Source organism: Comamonas sp. 4034 (assembly GCF_050434545.1).
Lineage (GTDB): Bacteria > Pseudomonadota > Gammaproteobacteria > Burkholderiales > Burkholderiaceae_C > Comamonas > Comamonas odontotermitis.
The window spans coordinates 112845-129221 of the sequence record NZ_JBNDIT010000013.1; the positions used below are offsets into that span (position 1 = coordinate 112845).

Sequence of the window (16377 nt, forward strand, 5' to 3'; positions counted from 1 at the left end):
TGTTCCATGGTGTGTCTGTCCTTCTTTCAAACCTCGGCGCCTTGCGCCGCGTCGGTGGATGCCGATGCCAGCAGGTGCAGGCACAGGTCTTCGTAGCTCATGCCGGTGGCGCGAGCGGCCATCGGCACCAGCGAATGGCCGGTCATGCCGGGAGATGTGTTGATCTCCAGCAGGAAAGGCTTGTTGTCGGAGGCACGCACCATCACATCGGCACGCGACCAGCCACGGCACCCCAGGGTGCGGAAGGCCTTTTCCGCCAGATCACCAATGGCAGCCTCCATGTCGGCAGGCAGGCCGCTGGGGCAGAAATACTGCGTGGTGTCGGTGAAGTACTTGTTCTGGTAGTCGTAGTTGCCTTCGGGCGCCACGATCTTGATCACCGGCAATGCCTTCGCATTGCGCCCCTGGCCCAGCACCGCACAGGTAGTCTCCAGGCCCTCAATGAACTGCTCGCACAGAACTTCCGGGTCATAGCGCGATGCCAGTTCGTAGGCCTTGGCGCATTCTTCGGGCGTGCTGATCTTGGACAGGCCGATGGTCGAGCCTTCGCGGGCCGGCTTCACGATCATGGGCGAGCCCAGCGCCGCGAGCGCATCACGCGTATCCTGCTCGCTGGCAGCCATGCGCCACTCCGGGGTGGACAGTCCTTCAAAGCGCCAGATGCGCTTGGTCATGATCTTGTCCATCGCAATGCTTGATGCCATGACGCCTGGGCCCGTGTAGGGAATGCCGAGCAGCTCCAGCGCGCCTTGCACCGTGCCATCCTCTCCATGGCGACCATGGAGCGCGATGAAGCAGCGCGCAAAGCCCTGCTTGCGCAGTTCGCCCAGGTCTTGCACGGAAGGATCGAACGCATGCGCATCGACGCCTTTGGATTGCAGCGCTGCCAGAACGCCCTTGCCGGACATCAGCGAGACTTCGCGCTCGGCAGAGCTGCCGCCCATCAGCACCGCAACCTTGCCCAGCGCCTTCACATCGATATTCATCATTTTTTCACTCATACCGCGCTCTCCTTCTGCGCAATACGCTCATTATTTGATAGCAAATCCATTACTTTACCGGCCACGGAGCCGATCGATCCTGCGCCCATGCACAACAGCACATCGCCATCCTTGGCATGGTCCACAATCGCTTGCGGCAGCTCGGCAATCTGTTCTACAAAGATGGGCTCGACCTTGCCTGCCACGCGCACCGCACGCGCCAGTGCCCGGCCATCGGCCGCCACAATCGGTGCTTCGCCAGCGGCATACACCTCGGCCAGCAACACAGCGTCGGCGCCACCGATCACCTTGACGAAATCCTCGAAGCAATCGCGTGTGCGGGTGTAGCGATGGGGCTGGAAGGCCAGCACCAGACGACGGCCCGGGAACGCGCCGCGCGCGGCCGCAATGGTGGCAGCCATTTCGACGGGGTGATGGCCGTAATCGTCAATAACGGTGAACTTTCCACCATCTGCCAGGCTTGCTTCGCCATAGCGCTGAAAACGGCGGCCCACACCCTTGAAACCTGCCAGTCCACGCAGCAGGGCTGCGTCATCCAGTCCCAACGCCATGGCCACACCAATGACAGACAGCGCATTGAGCACGTTGTGTTCGCCAGGCAGGTTGAGCACCACATCCAGATCCGGCAGGCCTTCGGCAGTACGGCGCTGCACGGTGAAGCGCATCTGGCCGTTGTCGGCGCGTACATCGACCGCACGGATCTGCGCAGCCTCGTTCAATCCGTAGGTCGTAACCGTGCAGGCTACGCGATCCACGATCTCGGCCACGGCAGGGCTGTCGGTGCAGACGATGGCGTTGCCGTAGAACGGCATGCGGTTGAGGAAATCGACGAACGCCGATTTAAGACGGCCAAAGTCGTGGCCATAGGTGTCCATGTGGTCGGCATCGATGTTGGTGACCACCGCCATCACGGGCAGCAGATTCAGGAACGACGCATCCGACTCATCGGCCTCGACCACGATGTACTCACCGCTGCCCAGCCGCGCATTGGCACCTGCACTGTTGAGCTTGCCGCCAATCACAAAGGTCGGGTCCCAGCCCGCTTCGGCCAGCACGCTCGTGACCAGGCTGGTGGTGGTGGTCTTGCCGTGTGTACCAGCAATGGCGATGCCTTTGCGCAGACGCATCAGCTCTGCCAGCATCTGCGCGCGGGGCACCACAGGAATGTTCTTGGCGCGTGCGGCCAGCACCTCGGGGTTGTCAGCCTGTACCGCCGTGGAGGTGACCACGGCCTGAGCGTTGGCGATATGCGCCGCATCATGGCCGACAAAGGTGGTGATGCCTGCATCGCGCAGGTGCTGCAAGGTGGCACCGTCGGACAGATCCGAACCCGACACCACATAGCCCAGGTTGTGCAGCACCTCGGCAATGCCGCTCATGCCGGCGCCACCGATACCCACGAAGTGAATGCGCTGGATGGCGTGCTTCATCGTGCCACCTCCTCGCAAGCTTGAGCCACACGTTGTGCGGCTTCCAGTTTCTGCATTGTTTTTGCCTTTTGCGCTTTCTCCACCAACGTGGAGCGCTCTATATTTTCTAGCATTTCAGCCAGATTTTGTGCGCTTAAAACGCTTTGTTGCACCAACCATCCTGCACCGCAATCCACCAGGAAACGCGCATTGGCCGTCTGGTGGTCATCCACTGCTGCAGGGAAAGGAACGAACACCGCAGCGGCGCCCACGGCGGCCAGCTCCGTCACCGTGCTGGCACCCGCGCGGCAGACGATGATGTCCGCGTCGGCATAGGCCTTGGCGGCGTCGTCGATGAACGGGGTCAAGGTGGCTTGCACACCTGCTGCCGCATAGTTGGCCTGCAGCGCGTCGATCTGCTTGGCGCCGCTTTGGTGAGTGACCCGTGGCCGAGAGGCCTCAGGCATCAGGGCCAGCGCCTGGGGGACCACCTCGTTCAGCGCCTTGGCGCCCAGGCTGCCGCCCACCACCAGCAAATGCAGAGGGCCCGTGCGGCCCGCAAAGCGGACTGCTGGCTCGGGTTGCTGCGTGAACTCTGCTCGCAAAGGGTTGCCTACCCATTCGGCGCCAGCAATCGCCTCAGGGAAGGCGCTGAACACGCGCTTGGCAAAACGCGCCAGCAACTTGTTGGCCATGCCGGCAACCGAGTTCTGCTCATGCAGCACCATGGGCACCCCGCTCAATACTGCAGCGAGCCCACCAGGAATGGTGATGTAACCACCCATGCCGACCACCACATCGGGCTTCACACGGCGCAGCACGGCACGCGCCTGCAACAGCGCCTTGGCCATGCGCAGGGGCAGGTCCAGCAAGGATGCAGCCCCCTTGCCGCGCACACCGGAAAACTCCACCCTCTCCAGCGGAAAGCCCCGTGGTGGAACGAGGCGCTCTTCCATGCTGCCGGGAGCACCCAGCCAATGCACGGTCCAGCCGCGGTCGCGCAGCTCTTGCGCCACGGCCAGCCCCGGGAAGATGTGTCCCCCTGTACCACCGGCCATGATGAGTGCGGTCTTGCTCATGAGCGCGCACCTCCCGCACTCATCGCCTTGTTCTCGCAATCAATGCGTAGCACGATGGCGATGGCAACCAGGTTCATCAAGATGGCCGAGCCGCCAAAGCTCATCAACGGCAGCGTCAAGCCCTTGGTTGGCAGGGCACCCAGGTTCACCCCCACGTTGATGAAGGTCTGGAAACCGATCCAGATGGCAACCCCCTGGGCCACCAGGCCCGAGAAGATCCGGTCCATTCGGATGGCCTGGCGGCCGATCTCGACAATGCGGCGGATCATGAAGAAGAACAGGCCCAGCAGGATCACAATGCCCACCAGCCCCAGTTCCTCCCCAATCACGGCCAACAGGAAGTCAGTATGCGCTTCGGGCAGCCAGTGGAGCTTTTCCACACTGCCGCCCAGGCCCACACCAAAAATCTCACCCCGCCCGATTGCAATCAGCGAATGCGACAACTGGTAGCCTTTGCCCAGGGCATGCTTTTCGCTCCATGGGTCCAGGTAGGCAAAGATACGTTCGCGGCGCCATTCGGATGTCATCACGATCATGGCAAAGGCTGCCACCAGAATGAGCGCGATGATGAAGAACATGCGTGCATTGACGCCGCCCAGAAACAGGATGCCCATGGCGATCACGGCAATCACCATGAACGCCCCCATGTCAGGCTCGGCGAGCAGCAGTGCGCCGACAATGCCTACCGCCAGGCCCATGGGCAGCACGGCACGGAAGAAGCGCTCCTTCACCTCCATCTTTCGGACCATGTAATCAGCCGCGTACATGATGACGGCGATCTTGGCCAGCTCGGACGGCTGGAAGTTCATGATACCCAGCGACAGCCAGCGGCGCGCGCCGTTTACCACCGTGCCCACATGCGGAATCAGCACCGCAATCAGCATGAGGATGGAGCCGATGAAGAGCCAGGGCGCCCAGCGCTCCCAGACCTTCATGGGAATCTGGAATGCCAGCACCGCAGCCACAAAGCCCAGCCCCACGCTCAGCAGGTGGCGCTGGAAGAAATAGTAATGCGCAATCTTGCCGAAGCGAGGGTTGTCCGGCATGGCAATCGAGGCAGAGAACACCATGACGATGCCCCACGACAGAATTGCCACCACCAGCCAGATCAGCACCTGGTCGGCGCCAAAGAAACTGGCTGTGTTGGTAGGCATCTGGCGGTACTCATTGCCACCCACGCGCACCGGCAGAATGTCGACAGGCTTCTCACCTGCCGGCTTGAACCAGCCACCAAACTTGTCACGCAGTGCTGTGGTTGCGCTCATGGCTGCACCTCCAGGCTGCTGCCTTTTTCTTCGGCCAGTGCGGCGACCGCCTGACAGAACACCTCGGCACGGTGGGCATAGTTCCTGAACATATCCAGACTGGCACAGGCCGGAGACATCAGCACCGCATCACCCGCGCGGGCTTGCTGGCTGCATAGCTGCACCGCCTCTTCCATGGTCTGCGCATGCTGCATCGGCACATGCGTGTCGGCCAGCGCTTCTTCGATCAGCGGCGCATCGCGGCCAATCAATATCACCGTGCGCGCATAGCGCAGCACAGGATCTGCCAGCGGCGAGAAGTCCTGGCCTTTGCCGTCGCCACCCAGGATCAGAACAATTTTGCGGTCCGCGCCCAGCCCCATCAGGGCCGCAACCGTTGCACCGACATTGGTGCCCTTGCTGTCGTCGAAGTACTCGATGTCATCCACCACGCCAATGGGCTCGACACGGTGGCGTTCGCCCCGGTACTCGCGCAGGCCAAACAGCATCGGGCCGAACGCTGCGCCCGCGGCATGGCCCAGCGCCAGCGCAGCCAGTGCGTTCATGGCGTTGTGGCGACCGCGAATGCGCAAGGCATCGGCCGGCATCAGGCGCTGTACAAAAATTTCGTCGCTCGCAGCCTGGTTGCGCTTGTTGCTGGCACTGTTGCCATCATCTTGCGCCCGCACCAGCCATGCCATGCCATTGACCACTTCCAGCCCGAAATCGCCAGGCTGGCTGGGCATATCCAACCCAAAGCTGATGTGCGCGCGCAATTGAGGGCGTTGGAGCTTGATGCGTACGGGTGGCGGCAGCATTTCCATCACCATCGAATCATCACGGTTGAGCACCATCAAGGCGCTCTTGCCAAAGATTCGGGCCTTGGCGGCGGCATAGGCCTGCATGCTGCCGTGCCAGTCCAGGTGATCCTGCGTGATGTTGAGCACCGTGGCGGCCGTCGGCTCGAATGCATGCGCGTCTTCGAGCTGAAAGCTGGACAGCTCCAGCACCCAGGCCTGCGGCAGGTCTTCGGCATCGATGCGTTCAGACAAGGTATCAAGCAAGGTCGGGCCGATGTTGCCAGCCACCGCAGTGCGGATACCGGCGTGCTCAAGCAGTTGCCCCGTAAGCGAGGTGACTGTGGTCTTGCCATTGGTGCCAGTGATGGCCAGCACCTTGGGTTGGTAGCCATGCGCCTGCGCGAGGCCGCCCAGCGCCATCGAGAACAGGTCGAGCTCGCCACTGACGGGCAGGCCAATGGCTCGCGCGGCCTCCACAACCGGGGCTACGACAGCAGGACTCAGGCCTGGAGAGCGGTATACCGCGCCCATACTCTGGCCATCGATCAAGGCAGCAGACAAGTCGCCCGCCACAAAGCGTACCGCAGGCAACTCCGTCTGCAATTGGGCAAGCTGGGGCGGCGCTTCGCGCGTGTCTGCCACAGTCACTTCCGCGCCTGCGCGCACGCACCAGCGTGCCATGGCGAGGCCAGAGGCGCCCAAGCCCAGCACCAGCACCCGCTGCCCCTGCAGGTGCTGTGTCTGACCTTGCGGCCACTGCACTGGCACCGGTGGGTATTCCACCACCTGCTCGGCAGGCTGTGCGGCTACTGCCGTCACTTCACCACTGGCGGCATCGGAGATGCTGGGGTCTGCAAAAATCTGCGCCACAAAGGCGGCAGCATCCTTGGCCGCCGTCAGTGTGGATACATCAGGAATGGGCTCTGCAACAGGCGCGACAAGCTCAACGGCTGCATCGGGTGCCACAGGCGCGGCAGCATTTCCTTCATCGGCACTGCGCGCTGCAGATGCGTCGCCCTCCACCACATCACCTTGCGGCACTGGCGGCGCAGCTCCATCTTCGGCAGCAAAGGGTGCCACGGGCTCAGAAGCAATTGGCGCCTGCATTCCTTGCACCAGCGTCGCATTTTCATCCGCTGCGTGCGGCGCAGAATCAGCCACCGGCGCAGTGCCACCCGGCGCCATCGCAGGGTTGTCAGTGAGGGGTTTGAAGGCTTCGGTAGACATGGTGTTTACCTCAGCTTCAGGGTGGACAGGCCAATCAGACACAGCAGCATGGTGATGATCCAGAAGCGCACCACAACTTGCGTCTCCTTCCAGCCACTCTTTTCGAAATGGTGGTGGAGCGGCGCCATCTTCAGCAGTCGGCGACCTTCGCCATAACGCTTTTTGGTGTACTTGAACCACACCACCTGCATCATCACCGACACGGCCTCGGCCACGAATACCCCGCCCATGATGGCCAGCACAATTTCCTGGCGCACGATGACGGCGATGGTGCCCAGCGCACCGCCCAGCGCCAATGCGCCCACATCCCCCATGAAGACCTGCGCTGGATGGGTGTTGAACCACAGGAAGGCCAGACCCGCGCCAAGCATGGCACAGCAGAAAATGAGCAGCTCACCTGCGCCACCAATGTGCGGAAAGAGCAGGTAACGCGAGAAATTGACAGAGCCTGTGACGTAGGCGAACACACCCAGGGCCGAACCCACCATCACCACCGGCATGATGGCCAGGCCATCCAGGCCATCGGTCAGGTTGACGGCATTGCTGGAGCCAACGATCACCAGGTATGTCAGGATCACAAAGCCAAGCACGCCCAGCGGATAGCTCACCTCCTTGAAGAAGGGAACCATCAACCCAGCCTTGGGCGGCAGATCAAGCGAAAACCCGGATTTGACCCAGCTGACAAAGAGGCTCCACACCTCGGTATTGGTGTTCTCGGAAATGCAGAACACCAGATACAGGGCAGCACCCAGGCCGATGATCGACTGCCACATGTATTTCTCGCGCGAGCGCATGCCTTCGGGGTCTTTGTTGACCACCTTGCGCCAATCGTCCACCCAGCCAATGGCGCCAAAGCCAAAGGTCACCGCAAGAACGACCCAGACGAAGCGGTTGGAGAGATCGAACCACAGCAGGGTCGAAATCAGGATCGACAGCAGGATCAGCACGCCACCCATGGTCGGTGTGCCGCTCTTGCTCAAATGAGACTGCATGGCATAGCCCCGAATGGGCTGGCCGATCTTCAGGGCGCTCAAGGTGCGGATCACCTTGGGGCCAGCCACGAGCCCGATGATCAAGGCGGTCAGCGCCGCCATCACGGCGCGGAACGTCAGGTACTGGAAGATCCGCAGAAAGCTGAACTCCGGCGACAAGCTTTGCAACCAACTGGCGAGCAGTATCAGCATGCTGCCTCCTTGCAGGTGCCCTGCGCATTGTCTGTCTTGCCTGCACAGGCTTGCATCGCCTGTACCACTTGCTCCATCTTCATGAACCGCGAACCCTTGACCAACACACTGCCTACATGAGGCATCACCGCACATACCGCCTCTTGCAAGGCTTGCATGCTCTCAAAATGCCGAGCGCCTGCACCAAACGCTGAGGCAGCAAATGCACTCTGTGCACCCAGCGCAAACAATTGCGGAATGCCTTTCTGCTGTGCCAGCGTGCCTGCTTCCGCATGGAATTGCGGACCGTTGTCGCCGACCTCACCCATATCGCCGAGCACCAGCAGTTGCGGTGCAGGCAACTCACGCAGCACCTCAATGGCGGCCTCGACCGAATCGGGATTGGCGTTGTAGGTGTCATCCACCACGGTGACCTTGCCCGCGGACGTTGCCACCGACAGCGCACGCGACCGGCCCTTGACCGGCTCAAACGCAGTCAATCCTTGCGCAATGGCAGCGACTGGTACACCCGCTGCATGCGCGCATGCAGCGGCAGCCAGCGCATTGCGCACGTTGTGCCGACCTGCTATTTGCAGCGCAACGGCCGCACTGCCGGATGGTGTGTACAGCTCCAGCGTCCAGGCGCCGTCACCCCAGGCCACATTGCGGGCAAATACCTGGGCACCGTCAGCCTCGTCGCCAAACAGCAAACTGGTGCGAGCGCCAGCCAAGCCTTGCCACAGCGACGAGTACAAATCGCCTGCCGGGAAAACCGCTACGCCGTTGACAGGCAATGCAGACAGCACGCTTCCGTTTTCACGCGCCACCGCCTCAACGGTATGCATGAATTCCTGGTGTTCACGCTGTGCGTTGTTGACCAGAGCCACCGTCGGCTGCGCCATCGCGGCTAGCAGCCCGATTTCACCAGGATGGTTCATGCCCAGCTCCACCACACCGATGCGGTGGTCTGCTGTCATGCCCAGCAAGGTGAGTGGTACGCCGATTTCATTGTTCAAATTGCCGCGGGTGGCAAACGCAGCGTCACCTGCATGCGCCCGCAGAATGGACGCAATCATTTGCGTGACCGTGGTCTTGCCGTTGCTGCCCGTGACTGCCACCATAGGCAAGGCAAACTGCGCACGCCATGCGGTAGCCAGCGCCCCCAAGGCCTTGAGGGTATCCGGCACCACGATGCCGGGCAGGCCTGCGCTGACAGGATCGACGCTGCACAATGCGGCGACCGCGCCCGCCGACCTGGCTTGCGCCAGAAACGCGTTTCCGTCAAAGCGCTCACCCTTGAGCGCCACAAACAAATCACCAAGCTGCAGGCTGCGCGAATCGGAGTGCACGCGCAGCAGCGGCACTGCACCGTCACCCACAAGCCTTGCCTGTGGGATGTGCTGCTGGATGAACCCCAGCGCCTGGTGCAGGGTCATCATCGTCATAGTTGTTCTTTCCGCTTGGCCAGCGCCGCCTTCGCCTGCGCTGTGTCGAGAAACGGGTGCTTCACACCCGCAATCTCCTGATAGTCTTCATGCCCCTTGCCCGCCACCAGGATCACGTCCTCGCTGGCGGCCCGGCACACGGCTTCGCCGATTGCAGCAGCACGGTCGGCCTGCACATGCCAGTGCGCGCTTTTCGACATGCCTTGCACGATGTCCTCAATGATGGCCAATGGCGCCTCGCCGCGGGGGTTGTCACTGGTCACGATCACTTCATCTGCCTGGGTTTGCGCAATGCGCCCCATCTGTGGGCGCTTGGTGGCATCACGGTTGCCGCCGCAGCCGAATACGCACCAGAGCTTGCCAGCGCGTTGCGCTGCAAGCGGTCGCAAGGCCTGCAAGGCTTTCTCCAGTGCATCGGGCGTGTGCGAGTAGTCGACCGCAATCAGAGGTGCTCCAGCTTCGGTTACCTGCTCCATGCGGCCAGGCACAGCGGCCATTCCAGCGCATGCATCCACTGCCTGCTGCAGGCCCACGCCCAGCGCTCGCACGCAGGCAATCACCTCCAGCAGGTTGAGCACGTTGTACTGACCGATCACCTGGCTGTGAAGCGTGACGGGCTTGCCGCCTTCCACCACCTCAAACACCAGGCCCCGCTCACCAGCACGGATGTCTCGCGCCGACAGACGTGCAGCCGAGTCGTCAGCGATCGAGACCGTCCACAAGTCGAGCGCCTCAGCCGCCAATTCGGTCGCCAGTTGCGCCCCCTTGGGGTCGTCCACATTCACCACCGCAGCCTGCAAGCCAGGCCACGCGAAAAGCGCACGCTTGGCTGCCCAATAGGCGTCCATGTTTCCGTGGTAATCCAGGTGGTCCTGGGTGAAGTTCGTGAAGATGGCAGCCTTGATGCGCGTACCAGCAAGCCGGTGCTCCTCGATGCCAATGGACGAAGCTTCGATGGCGCAGGCGCCGTAACCCGCATCCACAAAATTGCGGAATGCGCGCTGCAGCAATACGGGGTCGGGGGTGGTCATCCCCGTCACATCCAGCTGGTGTGGTGGGATGCCGACGCCCAGGGTTCCCACCAGCGCACTGCCGCGGTGCAGCAACACGCCTGCTTCGCCCAGATGCGCCACGGCTTGTGCCAGCCACCAGCTGATGCTGGTCTTGCCATTGGTGCCGGTGATCGCCAGCACGTCCAGCGCCTGGCTGGGCTCACCAAACCATGCGTTGGCAATTTTGCCCGTCGCCGCCTTGAGCTCAGGCATGGCCGCCACAGGCATGCCCGCGAAATCGAATTGCTCCATGCCAGCTTGCTCGACCAGGCACGCAACAGCGCCACGCTGCACGGCTTGCGCCACGTAGGCACGGCCATCGGTGACGCCACCAGGCCAGGCAATGAAGGCATCGCCGGGCTGCACCTTGCGGCTGTCGGTCTGCAAGGTACCACCAGTAACACGGGCCTTGAGCCAAGCCATGGCTTCATCCACGCTGCGCAGCAGTTGGGGAACGGCATTCATAGCGGCTCCTCCACTTCATTGGCAACGATTTGCGGCTTGACTGTCATATCAGGCTGCACACCCATCAGGCGCAAGGTCTGCTGCACGACTTCACTGAACACAGGGCCCGCCACCGTACCGCCATAGAAGCTGCCTTGCGATGGCTCGTCGATCATCACCGCGACAATGATGCGCGGGTTCTCGATTGGAGCGATGCCAGTGAACCACGCGCGGTACTTGCCCGCTGCATAGCCCTTGCCCTGCTGCTTGCGCGCGGTACCGGATTTGCCGCCGATCGAGTAGCCCACGGTCTGCGCCTTCTGGCCGGTGCCACCAGGCCCTGCCGCCAGCCACAGCATGTGACGCACTTGCTCTGCCGTTTTCTTCGAAAACACGGGTGTGCCTGCCGGGCGGCCCACACTCTTGAGCATGGTGGCCGGAATCACGTTGCCGTCATTGGAGAAGACCGTGTACGAGCGGGCCATCTGGAACAGCGAAGCCGACAGGCCATAGCCATAGGAGATGGTGGCCTGCTCCACAGGCTTCCAGCTCTTCCAGGGACGCAGGCGGCCACTAGCCGCGCCGGGGAAGGCGATCTGCGGCTTCTGCCCATAACCCAGGGCGGAGTGCACATTCCACATTTCCTGCGCCGACATTTTCTGCGCCACCTTGAGCGCGCCCACGTTGCTCGACTTCTGGATCACGCCGTCCACGGTCAGCGCACCATAGTTGTGAGTGTCGGTGATCGTGAAGCCGCCAATGGCATAGCGACCCGGCGTGGTGTCGATGATGGTGGTGTTCTTGACACGCCCCAGCTCCAGCGCGGTTCCCACGGTGATCGGCTTCATGGTCGAGCCTGGCTCGAAGGTATCGGTGATGGCGCGGTTGCGCAGCTGTTCGCCGGTCAGCCGCAGGCGGTTGTTCGGGTCATAGCTGGGGTAGTTGGCCAGCGCCAGCACTTCGCCGGTGTGCGCATCCATCACCACCACGCTACCTGCCTTGGCCTTGAAGGCGGCCACCTGGTCGCGCAGCTTCTGGTAGGCGAAGAACTGCACCTTGCTGTCAATGGAGAGCTGGATGTCCTGGCCTTCCTGTGGCGGAGTTTCGACGCCCACGCCTTCCACCACGCGCCCCAGGCGGTCCTTGATGACGCGACGCGAGCCGGCCTTGCCACCCAGTTCCTTGTCGAAGGCCAGTTCCATGCCTTCCTGGCCATGGTCTTCCACATTGGTGAAGCCCACGACGTGGGCTGCAGATTCACCTTCCGGGTATTGGCGCTTGTATTCCTTGCGCAGGTAGATGCCCTTGACATCCAGCATCTTGATCTTCTGGCCGATGTCCCAATCCAGCTGCCGCTTGATCCAGACAAAGCTCTTGTCTTCGTCAGCCAGTTTGGCATTGAGCTGGGTGTAGGGCATGCCCATGAGCTTGGCGATCTCGCGCAGCTTGGATTGGGTGGCCGCATCGTCCTGATCCACATCCTCGGGAATCGCCCAGATGCTGGCGGCCGGCACGCTGGAAGCCAGGATCAGGCCATTGCGATCCAGCAACCTGCCACGATTGGCAGGCAATTCGATGGTGCGCGCAAAGCGCACTTCGCCCTGCCGCAGGAAGAAGTCATTGCCGATCACCTGCACGTAGGCTGCGCGCCCGATCAGGCAGAAAAAACCCAGTGCGAGCGCCAGCATGACGAAGCGGCTGCGCCACATGGGCGTGCGCTCGGCAAGCAGCGGGCTGGTGGAGTAGCGCATGTCGCGGCTCATTGCGCAGCTCCCACGCCAGGCTCGGGCACATACACAGTCACTGCAGGCGTTGCCGTCTGCATTCCCATCTTGTCGCGCGCCAACTGCTCCAGGCGCAGCGGCGTGGCCTGGGCACGCTTTTCCACCTGCAGGCGCTGGTGGTCGGTTTCCAACTGGCGCGACTGCGCCACCGTGCGGTCCAGCTCGGTGAACAGCTTGCGTGCTTCATACTGCGACTGCACCAGCGCCATGGCGCTGAGGATCGACAGAATCAGCAAAAGGATATTCAGGCGCAGCAGCACAGATATCCTTTCGTCTTAAATGCGGGCAGGTACAGCGCGCTCATGCTGGCACCTCCGTACGCTCTGCCACGCGCATCACGGCACTGCGGGCACGTGCATTGGCCGCAACTTCCGCCTCGCTGGGCTTGACACGCTCCAGGGCCTTGAGGCGCATGGGCTGCGGCGCCGCAAAGGGCGCGCGGCGGTCATAGACCTCTTTGGAATGCCTGGCAATGAATTGCTTGACGATGCGGTCTTCCAGCGAATGGAAACTGATCACCACCAGCCGGCCGCCAGGCGCCAGCACCCGCAGGCTGGCCTCTAGCGCCTGCTCGAGCTCCTCAAGCTCGGCATTGATGAAAATCCGAAGAGCCTGGAATGTGCGCGTGGCAGGGTTTTGCCCAGCCTCGCGGGTCTTGACTGCGCCAGCCACGAGCTCGGCCAGATCGGCAGTGGTGGCGACTGGCGAGCCAGCCTCCCGCCGCGCAACAATCGCCTTTGCAATGGGGCCAGCAAACCGTTCTTCACCGAAGTCACGTATCACCTCCGCAATCTGCTGCATTTCCGCCTCTTGCAACCACTCGGCCACGCTTTGGCCGCGAGTGGTGTCCATGCGCATGTCGAGCGGGCCGTCGAAGCGGAAACTGAACCCGCGCTCAGGACTGTCGATCTGGGGCGAGCTCACACCCAGATCCAGCAACACTCCGGCAACCGATGCAGCCGGGAGTTCCGCCATGTGGCTAAAGCCCTCGTGGCGAATGGAAAACCGGGCGTCACTGATGCGCGCCGCCTCGGCAATGGCATCCACGTCCTTGTCAAAAGCAATCAACCGCCCATTGGGCGGCAGTTGGGACAGCACCAGGCGCGAATGCCCGCCGCGCCCGAAGGTGCCATCGACAAAGATGGGGTCCTGGTCCACAGAGGCCTGCCGCAAGGCGTCAACCGCCTCGTTCAGCAGGACGGTGGTGTGTTGATAGTTCTTGTTTTCCACACGCACCTCAGAATGCAAAGTCTTTCAACGCCTCGGGCGTCATCTTTTCCAGGGCTTCGGCTTCCTTCGCTTCGTAGGTAGCCTTGTCCCATAGTTCGAAATGGCTGCCCATACCCATCAGGATCGCTTCCTTGGTGATGCCGACAGCCGCGCGCAATTCAGGCGACACCAGCACACGGCCGGTCGCATCCATTTCCACTTCCATCGCATTGCCAAGAAACATGCGCTTGTACCACTGGGCATCCAGCGGCAGCTTGGCGATCTTGGAGCTGAACACCTCCCACTCATCGCGGGGAAACACCATCAGACAGCCATGCGGATGGCGCGTGATGGTGATCGAGCCACCTGCCTGCACCAGCGCGTCGCGATGCCGGGTCGGTATGGACAACCGACCCTTGGCATCGAGGCTGAGTGAAGAGGCTCCCTGAAACACGGTGTGGTCTTTGGTGATGGGTTCCGATGGTTGGAAAGTGCACTTTCTCCCACAAAATTGCACTTTTCCCCACTGTATCAGGATTTACCCAGCACACCAAAACCTCACACAATCATTTGCAATGAAAACACAAATAAATCAATAACTTATATCCGCATCATCGCCAAAACGCTGAAAAAATTTCCGTTAATTCATAAGCACTTAGGATCGCCTCTAGATCCAGACTCTGAGCACTTTTCGGCGAAAATGGACGTCGTTTCAGATTCTTTTAGTTACAAATAAACAATCTGCATGACAACCTGCAAAACGATGCATGGCACAAAAGCAAGCGCCCGCCAACATGTGGCGAGCGCGCTGTGCATCATACGCTGATGGAGGGGCCGATCTACCTTAGAACGTGTTTACGATCTCCTCGCGCGCGACAGCCGCTTTGCGGGGCGCCTGGCGAGGGGCGCGCCTAGCGGCGCAGTGCGCAGCCAATAGCCAGCCATTGGCGAGCGCTGCAACGACGCAGACCGCCCCTAGCCGGGCGCCCGCAGAACCACTGCCCCTCTGGGTTGGAGTGAAATCGGGCGATTTCTGCACGCTGGCCCTTGCTTGCACCCCGGCGCAGGCTGCGGCCCATCGCTTCGAGCTCATCCCGATTGCACTCCAACGCGGCTGCGTAGAGATCCTAAACACGTTCTTATAGGATGTAACGCGACAGGTCTTCGTTCTGGCTGAGTGAGCCCAGCTTGCCGTCCACATAGGCAGCGTCGATGGTGATGGTCTGCCCCCCCAAACGGGTGGCATCGAAGCTGATCTCCTCCAGCAGCCGCTCCATCACTGTGGCCAGACGGCGGGCACCGATGTTTTCGGTGCGCTCGTTCACATCGAAGGCGATGTAGGCAAGACGGGTGATGCCATCGGGACGAAAATCGAGCGTCACCCCTTCGGTCGCCAGCAACGCCTGGTACTGCTTGACCAGCGAGGCGTGGGTCTGCGTCAGGATGGCTTCAAAATCCTGCACCGACAGCGAATCCAGCTCCACCCGGATCGGGAAACGCCCCTGCAGCTCGGGAATCAGGTCGCTGGGCTTGGCCAGATGGAAGGCTCCCGAAGCGATGAACAGGATATGGTCGGTCTTGACCATGCCGTACTTGGTGGAAACCGTGGTGCCTTCGACCAGCGGCAGCAGGTCGCGCTGCACACCCTGGCGCGATACATCGGCGCCGCTGCTTTCCTGGCGCGCGGCAACCTTGTCGATTTCATCGATGAAAACGATGCCGTTCTGCTCCAGGTTGTCGATTGCCCGGGTCTTCACATCGTCCTCGTTGACCAGCTTGGCCGCCTCTTCATCGGCAATCAGCTGCAACGCCTCGCCGATCTTGAGCTTGCGGGTCTTGCGCTTTTCCTGCCCCATCTGGTTGAACATGCCGCGCAGTTGCTCGGCCATTTCTTCCATGCCCTGCGGGCCCATGATCTCGATCTGCTGCTTGGCCTCGGCCAGGTCGATTTCGATTTCCTTGTCGTTCAGCTCGCCCTGGCGCAGCTTTTTGCGGAACACCTGGCGCGTGCCTGTATCAGGCGCCGCTTCGCCAGTGCGTGCCGGCGGCAGCAGTACATCCAGAACCCGCTCTTCGGCCGCATCTTCGGCGCGGGCCCGCACCTTCTTCATGTCCGTGGCGCGCGTCTGCTTGATGGCCACTTCGGCCAGATCGCGGATGATGGCATCCACATCCTTGCCCACATAGCCCACCTCGGTGAACTTGGTCGCCTCCACCTTGATGAACGGCGCATCGGCCAGCTTGGCCAGACGGCGGGCAATCTCGGTCTTGCCCACGCCGGTGGGGCCGATCATCAGAATGTTCTTGGGCGTGATCTCCTGGCGCAGCCCATCTGCCACCTGCTGGCGGCGCCAGCGGTTGCGCAGCGCAATGGCCACGGCGCGCTTGGCCTTGGCCTGGCCGACGATGTGGTTGTCGAGTTCGGAAACGATTTCCTGAGGCGTCATCGATGACATATGGCAAAAATCCCGTTTAGCGCTTCACTGAAAAGCGCCGATAGCTATCAATTCAGTAGTATTT

At 61.7% G+C, this 16377-nt stretch carries 13 protein-coding genes; all 13 read right to left on the reverse strand.

From position 1 onward, the window contains the following. Positions 1 to 26: 26 nt before the first annotated feature. Entirely contained in the window at positions 27 to 1001 is a 975-nt protein-coding gene (locus ABIE32_RS14900; protein ID WP_429017349.1) for a D-alanine--D-alanine ligase, read from the reverse strand. Next, positions 998 to 2431: a UDP-N-acetylmuramate--L-alanine ligase gene (gene murC, locus ABIE32_RS14905; RefSeq protein ID WP_429017351.1), complete on the reverse strand. Its 1434-nt coding sequence runs from the start codon at positions 2429 to 2431 to the stop codon at positions 998 to 1000. Before murC ends, ABIE32_RS14900 begins: the two co-directional genes overlap by 4 nt. Next, positions 2428 to 3489 (reverse strand): undecaprenyldiphospho-muramoylpentapeptide beta-N-acetylglucosaminyltransferase, encoded by a 1062-nt coding sequence (murG, locus tag ABIE32_RS14910; protein ID WP_429017353.1) that lies wholly within the window; start codon positions 3487 to 3489, stop codon positions 2428 to 2430. The genes murC and murG overlap by 4 nt, the downstream gene beginning before the upstream one ends. After that, a complete protein-coding gene (gene ftsW, locus ABIE32_RS14915) occupies positions 3486 to 4754 on the reverse strand; it encodes a putative lipid II flippase FtsW (RefSeq protein ID WP_224151271.1) in 1269 nt (422 codons plus the stop codon). Before ftsW ends, murG begins: the two co-directional genes overlap by 4 nt. Continuing rightward, positions 4751 to 6760 carry a UDP-N-acetylmuramoyl-L-alanine--D-glutamate ligase gene (gene murD / locus ABIE32_RS14920; RefSeq protein ID WP_429017355.1) on the reverse strand — a complete coding sequence of 670 codons (2010 nt, stop codon included), beginning with the start codon at positions 6758 to 6760 and terminating at the stop codon, positions 4751 to 4753. Before murD ends, ftsW begins: the two co-directional genes overlap by 4 nt. Positions 6761 to 6765: 5 nt before the next feature. Continuing rightward, a complete protein-coding gene (gene mraY / locus ABIE32_RS14925; RefSeq protein ID WP_224151269.1) occupies positions 6766 to 7944 on the reverse strand; it encodes a phospho-N-acetylmuramoyl-pentapeptide-transferase in 1179 nt (392 codons plus the stop codon). Next, positions 7938 to 9362 carry a UDP-N-acetylmuramoyl-tripeptide--D-alanyl-D-alanine ligase gene (locus ABIE32_RS14930; protein ID WP_429017381.1) on the reverse strand — a complete coding sequence of 475 codons (1425 nt, stop codon included), beginning with the start codon at positions 9360 to 9362 and terminating at the stop codon, positions 7938 to 7940. Before ABIE32_RS14930 ends, mraY begins: the two co-directional genes overlap by 7 nt. Positions 9363 to 9364: 2 nt before the next feature. After that, positions 9365 to 10885, reverse strand: a complete 1521-nt coding sequence (locus tag ABIE32_RS14935; protein ID WP_429017356.1) for a UDP-N-acetylmuramoyl-L-alanyl-D-glutamate--2,6-diaminopimelate ligase — start codon at positions 10883 to 10885, stop codon at positions 9365 to 9367. Beyond that, entirely contained in the window at positions 10882 to 12627 is a 1746-nt protein-coding gene (locus ABIE32_RS14940; RefSeq protein ID WP_429017357.1) for a peptidoglycan D,D-transpeptidase FtsI family protein, read from the reverse strand. Before ABIE32_RS14940 ends, ABIE32_RS14935 begins: the two co-directional genes overlap by 4 nt. Beyond that, the gene (gene ftsL, locus ABIE32_RS14945) at positions 12624 to 12905 is read right to left on the reverse strand and encodes a cell division protein FtsL (protein ID WP_224152572.1); all 282 of its coding nucleotides are present in this window, start codon (positions 12903 to 12905) and stop codon (positions 12624 to 12626) included. The genes ABIE32_RS14940 and ftsL overlap by 4 nt, the downstream gene beginning before the upstream one ends. A gap of 43 nt (positions 12906 to 12948) precedes the next feature. Further along, complete coding sequence (gene rsmH, locus ABIE32_RS14950; protein WP_429017359.1) at positions 12949 to 13878, reverse strand: 16S rRNA (cytosine(1402)-N(4))-methyltransferase RsmH; 930 nt, start codon at positions 13876 to 13878, stop codon at positions 12949 to 12951. 7 nt (positions 13879 to 13885) lie between these two features. Further along, positions 13886 to 14311 carry a division/cell wall cluster transcriptional repressor MraZ gene (gene mraZ, locus ABIE32_RS14955; protein WP_224151265.1) on the reverse strand — a complete coding sequence of 142 codons (426 nt, stop codon included), beginning with the start codon at positions 14309 to 14311 and terminating at the stop codon, positions 13886 to 13888. Between the two features lie 685 nt (positions 14312 to 14996). Continuing rightward, the gene (gene hslU, locus ABIE32_RS14960; RefSeq protein ID WP_377779357.1) at positions 14997 to 16313 is read right to left on the reverse strand and encodes an ATP-dependent protease ATPase subunit HslU; all 1317 of its coding nucleotides are present in this window, start codon (positions 16311 to 16313) and stop codon (positions 14997 to 14999) included. Positions 16314 to 16377: the final 64 nt, after the last annotated feature.